Source organism: Pelatocladus sp. BLCC-F211, assembly GCF_041928655.1.
Lineage (GTDB): Bacteria > Cyanobacteriota > Cyanobacteriia > Cyanobacteriales > Nostocaceae > Pelatocladus.
In genome coordinates, this window is sequence record NZ_JBHFLM010000167.1 from 84,983 (window position 1) to 97,418 (window position 12,436).

12 protein-coding genes are annotated in these 12,436 nt (G+C 38.0%); 4 read left to right on the top strand and 8 right to left on the bottom strand.

Annotated features, from left to right (window positions below; translation table 11 throughout):
- Window positions 1-70: 70 nt before the first annotated feature.
- Both ACE1AT_RS20965 and ACE1AT_RS20970 read right to left on the bottom strand, forming a co-directional pair.
- A complete protein-coding gene (locus tag ACE1AT_RS20965; protein WP_374871817.1) occupies window positions 71-1,447 on the bottom strand; it encodes an O-antigen ligase family protein in 1,377 nt (458 codons plus the stop codon).
- Window positions 1,448-1,681: 234 nt separating this feature from the next.
- Window positions 1,682-2,524, bottom strand: coding sequence for a YaaW family protein (locus ACE1AT_RS20970; RefSeq protein ID WP_374871819.1), 843 nt, complete (start codon window positions 2,522-2,524; stop codon window positions 1,682-1,684).
- A gap of 437 nt (window positions 2,525-2,961) precedes the next feature.
- Between ACE1AT_RS20970 and ACE1AT_RS20975 the strand changes: the two genes are divergently transcribed.
- Window positions 2,962-3,501: a COP23 domain-containing protein gene (locus ACE1AT_RS20975; protein ID WP_374871821.1), complete on the top strand. Its 540-nt coding sequence runs from the start codon at window positions 2,962-2,964 to the stop codon at window positions 3,499-3,501.
- Window positions 3,502-3,778: 277 nt separating this feature from the next.
- Here the strand turns inward: ACE1AT_RS20975 and ACE1AT_RS20980 are convergent, their stop codons facing one another.
- Entirely contained in the window at window positions 3,779-4,483 is a 705-nt protein-coding gene (locus tag ACE1AT_RS20980) for a diacylglycerol/polyprenol kinase family protein (RefSeq protein WP_374871823.1), read from the bottom strand.
- A gap of 149 nt (window positions 4,484-4,632) precedes the next feature.
- Between ACE1AT_RS20980 and ACE1AT_RS20985 the strand changes: the two genes are divergently transcribed.
- Window positions 4,633-5,997: a lipid-A-disaccharide synthase-related protein gene (locus ACE1AT_RS20985; protein WP_374871824.1), complete on the top strand. Its 1,365-nt coding sequence runs from the start codon at window positions 4,633-4,635 to the stop codon at window positions 5,995-5,997.
- 163 nt (window positions 5,998-6,160) lie between these two features.
- Here the strand turns inward: ACE1AT_RS20985 and ACE1AT_RS20990 are convergent, their stop codons facing one another.
- Window positions 6,161-6,571 (bottom strand): hypothetical protein, encoded by a 411-nt coding sequence (locus tag ACE1AT_RS20990; RefSeq protein WP_374871826.1) that lies wholly within the window; start codon window positions 6,569-6,571, stop codon window positions 6,161-6,163.
- A 348-nt stretch (window positions 6,572-6,919) separates the two neighbouring features.
- On the opposite strand from ACE1AT_RS20990, the gene ACE1AT_RS20995 reads away from it, so the two are divergent.
- A complete protein-coding gene (locus ACE1AT_RS20995) occupies window positions 6,920-7,456 on the top strand; it encodes a PadR family transcriptional regulator (RefSeq protein ID WP_374871828.1) in 537 nt (178 codons plus the stop codon).
- 229 nt (window positions 7,457-7,685) lie between these two features.
- On the opposite strand, the gene ACE1AT_RS21000 is transcribed toward ACE1AT_RS20995, so the two are convergent.
- From ACE1AT_RS21000 to ACE1AT_RS21015, 4 genes are all read right to left on the bottom strand, one after another.
- Window positions 7,686-8,528: a GNAT family N-acetyltransferase gene (locus ACE1AT_RS21000; protein ID WP_374871830.1), complete on the bottom strand. Its 843-nt coding sequence runs from the start codon at window positions 8,526-8,528 to the stop codon at window positions 7,686-7,688.
- A 17-nt stretch (window positions 8,529-8,545) separates the two neighbouring features.
- Window positions 8,546-9,385, bottom strand: a complete 840-nt coding sequence (locus ACE1AT_RS21005) for a GNAT family N-acetyltransferase (RefSeq protein ID WP_374871832.1) — start codon at window positions 9,383-9,385, stop codon at window positions 8,546-8,548.
- Window positions 9,366-10,613 carry an AAA family ATPase gene (locus ACE1AT_RS21010; RefSeq protein ID WP_374871834.1) on the bottom strand — a complete coding sequence of 416 codons (1,248 nt, stop codon included), beginning with the start codon at window positions 10,611-10,613 and terminating at the stop codon, window positions 9,366-9,368. The genes ACE1AT_RS21005 and ACE1AT_RS21010 overlap by 20 nt, the downstream gene beginning before the upstream one ends.
- 232 nt (window positions 10,614-10,845) lie before the next feature.
- Window positions 10,846-11,184, bottom strand: coding sequence for an NUDIX domain-containing protein (locus ACE1AT_RS21015; RefSeq protein WP_374871844.1), 339 nt, complete (start codon window positions 11,182-11,184; stop codon window positions 10,846-10,848).
- 89 nt (window positions 11,185-11,273) lie between these two features.
- Between ACE1AT_RS21015 and ACE1AT_RS21020 the strand changes: the two genes are divergently transcribed.
- Entirely contained in the window at window positions 11,274-12,416 is a 1,143-nt protein-coding gene (locus ACE1AT_RS21020) for an IS4 family transposase (protein WP_374871846.1), read from the top strand.
- Window positions 12,417-12,436 lie beyond the last annotated feature (20 nt).

Consider the following 12,436-nt stretch of genomic DNA (forward strand, 5'->3'; position numbering starts at 1 on the left):
GTATATATACTTAAGTTATTTGAACGCTAATCTTCAGGTAGATAATTCTGAGAATAGCTTTTTTACTATATTAAGTATGCTTTGCGATGAATTTATCATGCTGACTATAGCGATAAACTACACCAGAAATGCCAGCAATAATTAACCACGAAAGAGTATTGAGTCGCAAATCAAAGAGTGTGACATCTGCTGTATTAAATAATACCCAAACTCCAAAGACAACTTGATAACTAAAAAATATTAATCTATCTTCGGCTTTAATAGCTTTTGAATTTAATAATAGTTGCATACCTGCAATGAATATCCAGCCTAGTAAAGCACAAAATAACAAAGTTGCAGGTAATCCGGTTTCAGCAGAAAGCATCAAAAAAAAGTTGTGGGGATGACCTAACCAAATATGCATTTTAGTTTTGTAAAGGTGTGTAAAGTTGCGTAAACCCCAACCAGTCCAAGGACGTTCTTGAGTTAATGACCAAGCAAATTCCCACTGAGTTTTGCGGAGGAGGGCGACTGGTCTATCGGGATACATTTGGTCATTTAACCGCGCCCAAAAGTAAGCAGGTACTAATTTACGAAACAATTGAGCAATGGGTGGAGGAGCAAAAGCAGCTAAAAGTATAGTCGTGGCTATAGCAGTGACACCAGTGACCAAAAAGTGCCAACCTTGATAAAGTGCATAAATTAAACAAGCAAAAACAGTGATCGCCCATGCATTACGCGAATTGGTTAAAATTAACCCCACAAAATCAATAATTACGATGAAAGTCAGCAAAACAACTGACACAGTAGAACAAGGGAGACGCAGAGGTAGGGAGATCCGAAAATTCAGGGAATAATTGACTCTTAACTTCTGATATGCTTCTAGCCACAAACCCAACCCAAGCACAAACACGATCACCAGATAACCAGCCAAAGTGTTAGCGTACATGAAACTAGAAGCCATACGACCGGGTGGGTTTCCTCCAGATGCGATCGCCCAACCAAAAATACTTTTCCAATGGGGTGGTGTAGTCCAACCCCAAAACAATTGTCCTAAACCAATGATGACTACTGGTACAGAAGTAATTACCAAAACCCAAGATAGTTGACGCAGTTGTTGTGGTGTTTGGATTAAGACACTAAAAGCAGCAAAAAATAAAATAAATGGTAGGAAATTCCATAGACCGAGAATAGCCTCCTTTTGATCAAAAGCAAAGACAGTACTAATGACGAGCAATATACTTAAAACCGCAAATCCCAAATTTTGGGGTTGACGAATAATTCTGCGGTATTTTATTAACCATGTTCCTAATAACGCCACACCTAGAAGTACACTCCCCAATAATGGAAATAATGGAAAGACTAGCAATCCAAGCTGGGCGCAGTACCACGAAAATTGTAGTTTAGGATCAGGATGGTGTAAAAATGGTAATTTATACTTGGTCATTTGTTCTTTGTCATTAGTCATTAGTCATTTGTTATTTGTCACTTGTCTGTGGTTTATTGTTAGTTGTTTCTTATATTCCACTAATAAATCGACCTCTTGCAAAAATAATCAACTACCCTTCCCCTACCCTCCCCAAAACGGTGAGAGATTTATTCCACCCGTTTCGGGGAGAGTGGGGGGGGTTAATTCGACTTTTGCAAGAGGTCTAATAACTAATGACCAATGACCAATGAGCAATAACCAATGACTATGTCATCAGGCTAATTCCCAACATTCCATACGAGTGAGCCGAATTTGAGCTAAAGCGAAGATAGTTGGAATAATTCGACCATAGTTAACAGCGATCGTTCTCCATCCCAAATCTGCAAAAAACCAAGCCCACATCATCGGCCCTACAAATGCAAACACACTCCTGACAGTACCATAACGAGCTGCATTTACAGCCATACCTCGCTTTGCCATTTGCAATGTTACGTAGTTTTGAAACTGTACTGTAGCAGCACCACCACCTCCCAGTGCGGCTTGTTTAGTGACTTGATAGGTAGCAAAATGCATTGCAAATTGACGGGCAATTTGCTTGAGTAACAGTGGCTGGATCACAGAGGTGACAGCCAAAGCGCTACCTCCTTTGAAAAGTAAACCCAAGGGATCACGCTGCAAAGAAAGTGGTAGTGGTTCATTCAGTTGTGATTTTGCCAACTGGTGCTGAACTTTTGCAGTCAACTTTTGTTTATCTTTCTCCGGCAATTTTTTCCATACCCGTCCTAGCAAGTGTAAAAACACTTCTGCTTCTAAATCGATAGTTGATAAATCATCAGAATAAGGTATTTTTAAATACTTACAGACCTGGATCAGTGCTTGCCGATATGTTACTTGGTTTGTACGTCCTCGCAATACCGTCACACCATCGGCTGCTAAAAAGCGAAAGCGTTCCTCCAGTGCATCTAGCCAAGCTTCACGACCCTGGCTTTGTATTTCTATCGGTTCAGGTGTCTGAATATAATCTAGGGGATTGAACTTACGGCTAAACATAATTGCCGTTAAGTCTTGCAATTCATCTTCAGTGGCAAGTTCGAGTACCGCCCTCAGTTCATCCAATTTCCCTGCCTCCCTTCCATACAGCTTTATCCTGTACCTTATTCTACTATTAGCCTTCGGCAGTCATTTGTCTGTTATTAGGCAATATCGTACTGGAAAATAGCTGGAACAAAGCACAAAAGCTGATTGGCAGTGTATTTGGACTTACTCTTTGACCCTTTACGACTAGTCAAAGTTTCTGTAGTGGTGATCTAAACAAGGGAATAATTATCGTTTGATAAATTCCTATACCCTTACACCCGGAAAATAGTATAATTTAATACTTTTATTTTAACAGAGCAAAACAACACACTTCTTTTTATTATTTCTACATTTAAATAATGTTATTTTTACTGATATATCTGATTATGATTCCGAAATGCTACAACTTTCATTTGTAGCTGTTTATATCCCCATGACAGTGGGATTTACGCTTTTTTATTATTCACGCACTTTTTATGAGCAGTAGTAGTTCCACATTGACAAAAGTTGCGAGAGTTTCTGGTATTGCTTTGCTGACTATATCTACGATAGTTGCAATTGCCAATCAGCCTAGTTACGCCAGTGGTACAACCTTCTTTTGCGCTAACAGCAAAGGTTATCCTACAACCTTTGCCAAGACTTATAATGGCCGGAAAATACCAATGATTCGTTGGGTTCCGAACAATTACTTTGCCTCTAAGTTGTCTCCTGCACAACGTTGTCGGGAAGTATCGGATAGATTTCAAAGAAGCTACGATAACGGCACTCTTAAAACCATTATTTCTGGTACACTTAACAAACAACCTGTTGTATGTGCTGCTTCTACCACATACGATACTTGTAACAACAATAATCTTTTATTTACTCTCAAGCGTGGTACTAATGCTAAACAGGCTGTGGAAAGGCTGTTAGATCGTGGTGGTTTGGCAGCGGGGAGAATACTTAATCAAAATAGCGACAATACGCAGATTTATGTAGATTTTGATACGTATCTCAACAGCATCAAGCCCGAATAATAAGGTAATACCTCTTTCTTACTTATAGTGATGAATGTGGTGATATAGGCTTTACTTTCTGGATTAACTGAAAGTAAAGCCTTTAGTTTTGGCAAATGTGCGATGCTTGCTCCGCATAAGTAAGTCGGTGAGAATAAATCAAATTATGTTAAGTAACCTACAATTATTGAAATAAGTTCATAGTAAGGACTTTAGTCCTTTCTTGAGGACTAAAGTCCTTACTACAAACCTTTGATTATTTGCGCTGTCTTACTTATCTCTATATGTTCTTACTGAGTTAAATAAAACTAGTTATTGCAATTGCTGTTATTGGAATTAAGATATTATCTATTTCTTTGGGGCTGAATCCCTCTACGAACATCGACACAAGAGAAGTTATTAAAATCAGGTTAATATTCAAAGCGCTGGGAATAATCAGCCACACAAAAAATATACTAGCAACAAAGGCAAAAATAAACATTGATAAGCTTCCTTCGATTGATTTATCGCTCAATATTTTATATTTAAATTTGCCATATCTTGAGCCAATAATTGGTGCAAAACCATCACCCCAAGCCAGACATGTCATAGCGACAATTCCAGAGAATGTTTTATAAAATAAAGTCCCACAAATAATAGCCATAATGACAAAATAAAGTGGTCCTTTGAGTAATTCACCCCTGTCTCCTGTACGAGTCATGGTTTTGACTGCTTCGTCATCAGGGTTGGCAAACAAACCTTTTTGAATTAAAAGAATTAACCACACTACCATGATCAAAATATTCAGGTATTTTGACCAATGTAAATCGTTATAAAGTGGTAAAAAAACAATTATTGAACCAGCACCAATATGTGTTATTTTGCGGCTAATATCTTGGGGTAGACCAAAACTAGTCACAAAGAAATTCATGAGGGCTACTAACCCAAAGACATAAATAAAAGTCAGCACAGTGGCAAGTAAATTTCCAACCAACGGACTGACTTCTAAAATAATAGATAGCATACTCAGCAGTTAGGATTTAGATTTGGCACATACTTTATCTTCCCAAAAAGAGTTGTCTTGCTCAAGATGCTAAGTTGATATTGTGTATTTCTTAACCTAATAAAATAACATGGAAAATAATCTAGCTTTTGCCTGCTGCCTTCTAAATTATGAGTGATGTCTCTGCTTTATCCACCAATTCTAAAATCCAGGAAATAAATTCTCATCTGCGGCTGTTAGTTTTAAGTAATGGTCATGGAGAAGATTCTATCGCAGTCCGCATCTTACAGGAACTCCAGCGACAACCCCACCCACCAGAAATTTTTGCTTTACCTTTAGTAGGGGAAGGATACGCCTACCGAAAGTTAAATATTCCCGTCATCGGTTCAGTACGCACTATGCCTTCTGGTGGTTTTATTTACATGGATGGATGGCAATTCCTACGTGATCTGGGTGGGGGATTAATACAACTAACTTTTAATCAAATTCAAACTATACGCAGTTGGGCCAATTCTCAACAAAAATTTGGCAAAAATCACGCCATCTTAGCTGTAGGGGACATCATACCGTTATTGTTTGCTTGGATGAGTGGCACTAAATACGCTTTTGTCGGAACGGCAAAATCAGAGTACCATGTACGAGATGAAAATGGATTATTGCCACGCAGCAGTCCATTAGCACGGTTAGGGCATTTTTCTGGTTCAGTTTACCATCCTTGGGAACGTTGGTTAATGAGCCATCGTAATTGTAAGGCGGTGTTTCCTAGAGATTCATTAACAACAAATATCTTACAACAATGGCCTATTCCCGCTTTTGATGTTGGTAATCCCATGATGGATGGTTTAGAACCAATTTTTCCGACGGCACGATTTTACAATAGTAACAGCGAAAATTCAGGATTGGCTCGACCATTAATGATCACTGTTTTACCAGGGTCTCGTCCTCCAGAGGCTTACGCTAACTGGCAAAAAATTTTGATGGCGGTGTCTGCATTAATCACCGTTCCTCAAGAACAAAGTGTACAAGCCTACACTGGAGGCAAACTTGTATTTTTAGGTGCGATCGCTTCTAGTTTACATTTTGCCAGTATGCACCAAATTCTTCAATCTCACGGTTGGCATCCTTACCCAGATTCTCCTGTGACAATTCCTGATGCCGATGCCTTGACATTTAAACAAAAAAATGCATATTTTATTTTGACACAAAAAGCTTATAATTATTGCCTGCATATGGCAGATATGGCGATCGCCATGGCGGGAACAGCAACCGAACAATTTGTGGGTTTGGGTAAACCAGCAATTACTATTGCTGGAAAAGGACCGCAGTTTAATCCCAAGTTTGCCAAAACACAGAGTCGGCTTTTGGGGCCAAGTGTAATTTTAGTAGAACAACCAAATGAAGTTCCTCAAGTAGTGCGATCGCTTTTTGCTAACCCCGATAAATTGCATGTGATTGCTGAAAATGGTTTACGACGGATGGGGAAAGCAGGTGCAGCAAGGCGGATTGCAGAATGTTTGATTGAAACGATGTTTTGAGAGGAAGGGGATCGGGGATCGGGGACAAGGTGGGAGACAACTTATCAGTTATCAGTTATCAGTTATCAGTTATCAAATTAAACTGGTAACAGTTAACAGTTAACTGATTCATACCCAATCCCCGTTCCCCGTTCCCTGCTCCCTGCTCCCCGATCCCTTTTCTTCACTTCGATGCAAGCAGTTGTGACACCTCTGCATGTGCTAGGACAACGCCAGCTTCACGTTGCAAAGCTGCGTAATATTTTCTGGCAAATGCGTTACCTTCTTCTTGTGGTGTTAGCAATACGCGAACATCAGCAATCATATTTTCGACATCTTCTAGTGACATCGGTTGATCTGCTTGCAGCATTTCATCGATTTGCACAACTACTTCAGATATGCGATGTAGCCAAGCAAATTGTTCATGTTCGATGACAAGTCGCAGCAGTTCTCCGTTCGATACTCGTCCACGCGCCTGTTCGTAAGTGATGCGTTCTGTCTCCAGCAACATTCGATGAAGATGAAGCAATTTATTTCGCAAATCGCGTAGATATTGATGTTGATGTATTCGCTGTAAAAGTGTGTTAGAAGCCAATGGAACCCATCCTCCCGTTACAATAGTTTTAAGGGCTGGAATGATTTCTGCTTAAGAGTTGGTTGAGTGGTACGCCAGCAATGAGCAACAAAGTCTATAGTTATTTCGCATCTGATAAATTGTCTTTGGCGATCGCCACTTCCTCACTTTTCAATTCAATTTGTAAATCCTCAACGGCCAAAACTGGAAGTCTGATCAATCTAAAACCAGGTAGTTAAGGTTTTGTCAAGTACGCCGTCATCAAAGTTACTTTGCTGGATGATTCTTATATATGATTAGTCTTATATTAGCATCTATATCAAAAATGACATATAGAGCTCAACCTATTTTATATTCGGAAAACCGTCTATGTCGCTAGCATATGCAATTATGGGTTTGCTTCAAGAAGAACAGAGGACAGGCTACGAGTTGAAAACAAGCTGTTTCGATCAATGCATTGCTCACTTGTGGCCAGCAGATCAAGCACAGATTTACAGAACTCTTGATAAACTCCTTGAGCAGGGTTGGATTAAATGTACCGTTGAAATTCAGTGCGATCGCCCTAATCGTAAAATCTACAGTGTGACAGAGACGGGAAAAGCGGAATTAATTAAATGGTTACAATCTCCTCAGTCTTTACCAATATTAAGAGAACCATTGTTGATTCAGTTATTTTTCGCCGCACAGTTATCCAATGAAGCGATCATGCAACTTTTAGAAGATCAGTTAGCTGCACATATCGAAAAACTAACTAAGTGTGAAAAGATTAACTTACCAGTGCTTGGGGATCAATATGCAACTCGTGAGCAGATTATGCAAAGGCTTGCATTAGAGTTGGTGTTACGTAGAGAAAAAACTTATATAGATTGGCTGAAGACGGCTATTGAAATTATTGATCATCTGTAGACTATTGTTTTATTTTCATTCTTTTTTTTGCAAATAGACATCTCCAAAATAGTAACATTCTGTGCTAAAAGAACGTCATAGAGGTCTTTTGACACAGAAATATGAGCGATATACTGAACCACATTGAAGATCATCCTAAAAGACATCTCCAGAAATAAAATATGCGTTATCCATAAACTTTGTAGAGACGTAGTATTGCTACGTCTCTACATTCTTTTTCACCAGATGTCTAATTAGATAAAAAACAGTAATCATGCAAATCACCTACAGCTTGATAACCAATTAATTGATAGATATGATTAGTAGTTGAATTTGCTAAATCTGTAAACAAAAAACAGTATTTATAACCTTGATTCAGTAAAATCTGACTTAAATCTGCTACGCAAGCACTGGCATAACCCTTTTTACGATATTCTGGTGGTGTGTATACCATACTGATTCCTGCACCGTTGGGTGTAACACCAGTACAACAAGCCATTGAGACGGGAGTTATATCTTCCCAAATGTAAGCAGTCCCGCGCTGCAAATGGTTGTCAACAGCGCGTTCTGTATGTTTTGGCGGACTGTCCAAAGCTTCTATTACAAAGGCTTCAAACCAACGGATGAGTATTTCGCGATCGCTTTGTGTCGCCTGACGCAAATGACCATTTGCTTGGGAAATCGTCTGCACCTGTTCTATTTGAAAAGCACGCAGCGCCATTTTTAATTGGTATGATTGACCTGTGAGTGAATGCCAATTCTCTGCAAAGGCTTTTGCTTCAGTTGTAGGGCCATTAACTCCTGGCGGTAAATTTTGGGTAGAGTGCAGATTTTGTGCGATCGCTTCTATGGCTTCAAAATCTTGTATCTTTGACAATAGTAAATTCCGAGGCTTTGTCTTCATGACTACTGCAATGATATCTCCATCTGCTTCCACAATTGCTAAATAGGGTTTTTCGTCGAAGCGTTCCGGATTGTGAATCAAGGCGTGACAAAGTGCCAACTGCACGTTATGCATTGCTTCATGAATCAGCAAATAGTCTTTCACCCTGTCATAAAATTCTCTTACATCTTCAAACTGTTGGAGTTTCATTTCAACCTCCAAATTTTCTACGACATGAAACGATAATTATGCCAATCACCTACAGGCCGATAACCAATTAATTGATAGATATGATTAGTAGTTGAATTTGCTAAGTCAGTAAACAAAAAGCAATATTTATGTCCTTGATCAAGTAATTTTTGACTTAACCCTGCCAAACAAGCACTGGCGTAGCCTTTACCACGATATTCTGGTGGTGTATACACTAAATTTATCCGCACACCATGAGGTGTAAATTGACCACGACTAGCCATTGAAACTGTTACTTTATCTTGCCAAAGATAAATAGCTTGTTGTTGCAAATGGTGATTAATCCAAGCTTGGGGATCTGATTCAACCTTACCAATCGCTTCTAGACAAAAAGCTTCAAACCAGCGTCTGAGCATTTCTTGATCACTTTCTGTTGCTAGTCGTAAATATCCTGTAGCTTGGGAAATATGTTGGACTTGTTCTAATTGAAAGGCACGCATAGCCATTTTCAATTGATAGGATTGATCTGTAAGAGAACACCATGCTTGTGCAAAAGTTTCCGATTCGACGGTAGGAGCATTAACTGCTGATATTTGTTCTGAAGATAAATGTAAGTCTTTGGCGATCGCTTTGACTGCATTTACATTTTTGCTTTGCGATAACACCAAATCATAAGGTGGTGTTCTCATCGCTACTGCAATAATATTTCTGTCTATTTCTACTGTTGCTAAATAGGGTTGAAATTGATACCGTTCTGGGTGATGAATTAAGGTATCAGCTATTCCTAGCAACAGGTTATGTATTGCTTCTTGACTCAGCAAATAATCTTTAACTCTGTCATAAAATTGTCTTGCATCTTCAAATCGTTGGAGTTTCATGAGATTCTTCTGATTTTGCACTAATATCCAAACTTTCCATTTGTTCTCGCAAATTAGCAACTTGTGAAATAAGGCTTTGCTCCATACCACCAATTTTCATCTCTGTTATCCATTGCATCATGGCAGAAAGAAATAGTTCTTTCAGATAAGCAAAGGAAAAACCCTCAGTCATTTCTGCAATTTGACTAATACTTGCGTCTGACAAACACATAGCAGAATTAAATTTTTCGTTCCACAAGTTAATATAAGCAATACGTTCTGCTAAACCTGGTAATTCAAAATAATATTTGCGATCAAACCGACTCGGACGATCTAGAATTGCTGGATCGATTTTTTCTGGATGGTTTGTTGAGGCTAAAATCACTATCCCTGTATTAGCAGCAAAGCCGTCAATTTCATTCAAAAAGAAAGAACGATTTTCACCTTCAACGAGAGAATCAAGGTCTTCTAAAACGAGAATGCAGGGAGCAGATTGTCGCGCTCGTTTGAACACTTGCTGAATATTATGATGGGGATTATCGTACTGAGACTTGAGACTTTTAACGTACAAGCATGGCACTTGCATTTGATTAATTAAAGCTTTAATCGTGTGGGTTTTGCCATTTCCGGGAGAACCGATAAATAAAATTCCGCGTTTCCAAGGTATACCGTAAGCTTCGTAAGTCTCTCGCGCAGCCAAAAAGTGTGCTAGGTCGTTTTGAATCTCTTGCTTGAGAGTTCCACTCAGAATGAGATTATCAAAGCTGGCGTTTTGAATAGATTCAAATAAATCGGCATCTTTTGACCAAAAACCATCTTCAAAAACTAAAATTTCGCTTTTAATTTCTGAGTTCCACTCACAAACAGCCGTAAAAAAGTCTTCAGCCAGTTCTAGGGTTTTGGCTAAAATCCAATAGTATCTTTCTTTACAATAACCTTGTTGCCAACTGAGCAAAATTACTTCGAGTTTGTTTCCTTGCCATCTGACCTCAAAGCAGGCATTTTCTGTATAATTATAAATCGTGTTGTCCATCCCATCCCAAGCAGAAATAATCTGATTGTGGATTGATTGATCATATTCAATTGTGCAAAGGTTAGCGTTAGCATATCTTTCGATATCGAAGCTAGAGTCACTACCTTCTAGCATTGCTTTGCTAGGATATAGTGCTGCTAATTCCTGACTGACATGATAAGCGATCGCATTATTAGGAAGTCTCAGTGCTTCTGAAATTAGTTGTTGTATATTCACTGGAATTTCAATCCCTGATACGATTTTGGATTTTAGATTACTCTGTCGAGAAGCCGCACTTCGTGCGTCTAGAGATTTTGGATTGGGAATTTTTTTGTAAATCTGATTATTGTCAATTCAGCTGTCGCGTTCTTTTTTCAAATTGGTATTGAAGATATTAATTACATCCCTTGAAAAGATTTGATTTGATTAATCATCAATACAACACCTTTAGGTTCAATTCCCGAAAAATTTACAGTTGAAACAGATATTTTTCCAATTCTTGTAACAAAGGATCAATAGTTTTTTGCTGAATCGTGTGTGGTGGATTCCATTCTATCCACATAAAACCACTGTGTTCAGTGGTTTTGATCAGAACTTCATTTTTTAGCCATGCTAAAAATATGACAACTTTTTTCTCTGCTTTTTTGTTTTGAGTTCGCTTAGATTTGACTAGATAACTAACATGAAATTGGAATTGCTGATCTAACTCAATATCATTAGAACTAATTCCAGTTTCTTCAAATAATTCGCGTAAAGCACAACTGATGTCATCCTCACCTGTTTCTATATGCTGAAGGGGCGACGAAATAGACTCAAAAGCTTTGTATGTAAGGCGTGTAACATTTTGTGATAGAAAAAGATAGGTCTAGTTTTGTCAATAAGACCTATCTATTGATAATGTTACCAGAATTTTACCAAAACCACTTAAAAAGTCAATTGAGTTTAGCAGAATACCTGTTCCTAAAAATCTTGCTTAATCTCTTGCAGTCAATAAAAGAAGTAACTTTAGAAAAATTAGCAAATGCTTTACCTTTGGCAATAAAATTTGAGAGTAGAAGAAAAAGAATACAAAGATTTTTATCACTACCAAATCTGACGATTGAAAAAATTTGGTTTCCGATCGTTAAGGAATGGTTATCAATATACTTCAATGAGCAAAAAATTATTTACCTAGCAATTGATAGAACTAATTGGAATCGAATCAATTTATTCATGGTTAGCGTCATCTGGGATAAAAGAGCGTTCCCAATATATTTCACATTACTGCCAAAATTAGGTAGTAGTAACATCTTGGAACAACAAAAAATATTATCTCAAGTAATACCAATTTTTAAAGATTATAAAGTCTGTGTATTAGGTGACAGAGAATTTTGTTCTGTCAAATTGGCAAAGTACCTCCAGTTATCGGGTGTATATTTTTGTTTACGTTTAAAAAAGAATGAATTTGTTGAAGTAAAAAAAGATATTTTGGTTGAATTAAACAGTTTGGGTTTAGCACCTGGAGTTTCATTTTTTATCAAAGGAGTTAAGGTAACGAAGACTCAGGGTTTTATTAGTTTTAATGTTGCTGGTAAGTGGAAACGTAAAATCGACGGAGTAGCACCGACAGAAGGATGGTTTATCTTAACAAATTTCGAGACGCTAGAGTCAGCTATTTCCGCCTATAAACAAAGATTTGATATCGAAGAGATGTTTAGAGATTTCAAGAAAGGTGGTTATAATTTAGAAGATACTAACGTTGAAGGTGAACGATTTATTTTTTTGGTATTATTGATAGCGATCGCTTACACTTCTGCCACGATTAATGGTCAACAAATTAAACGTAAAGGGATACAAAAATATGTAGCTCGTATTAAAGAATATGGTCGTCCTGTCAGGAGACATAGTAGTTTTTATGTCGGCTTATATGGTCAAACTTGGGTCAATTTCAAAGATATTTGTGTGGGGTTAGTAACCGAATTAATGAGAATTAATCGTAATAAACGTAAATATTATCAACAGGGTTTAAGGGCTATGAAGCTTATCGAGTCTATGTTTTAGCTTATTTCGTCGCCCCCTCA

Bases quoted from the DNA above. Each gene is read 5' to 3' on its own strand.
- ACE1AT_RS20965 (WP_374871817.1), bottom strand. From the start codon at position 1,447: ATGACTAATGACAAAGAACAAATGACCAAGTATAAATTACCATTTTTA.
- ACE1AT_RS20975 (WP_374871821.1), top strand. From the start codon at position 2,962: ATGAGCAGTAGTAGTTCCACATTGACAAAAGTTGCGAGAGTTTCTGGT.
- ACE1AT_RS20980 (WP_374871823.1), bottom strand. From the start codon at position 4,483: ATGCTATCTATTATTTTAGAAGTCAGTCCGTTGGTTGGAAATTTACTT.
- ACE1AT_RS20985 (WP_374871824.1), top strand. From the start codon at position 4,633: ATGAGTGATGTCTCTGCTTTATCCACCAATTCTAAAATCCAGGAAATA.
- ACE1AT_RS20995 (WP_374871828.1), top strand. From the start codon at position 6,920: ATGTCGCTAGCATATGCAATTATGGGTTTGCTTCAAGAAGAACAGAGG.
- ACE1AT_RS21000 (WP_374871830.1), bottom strand. From the start codon at position 8,528: ATGAAACTCCAACAGTTTGAAGATGTAAGAGAATTTTATGACAGGGTG.
- ACE1AT_RS21005 (WP_374871832.1), bottom strand. From the start codon at position 9,385: ATGAAACTCCAACGATTTGAAGATGCAAGACAATTTTATGACAGAGTT.
- ACE1AT_RS21020 (WP_374871846.1), top strand. From the start codon at position 11,274: ATGTTACCAGAATTTTACCAAAACCACTTAAAAAGTCAATTGAGTTTA.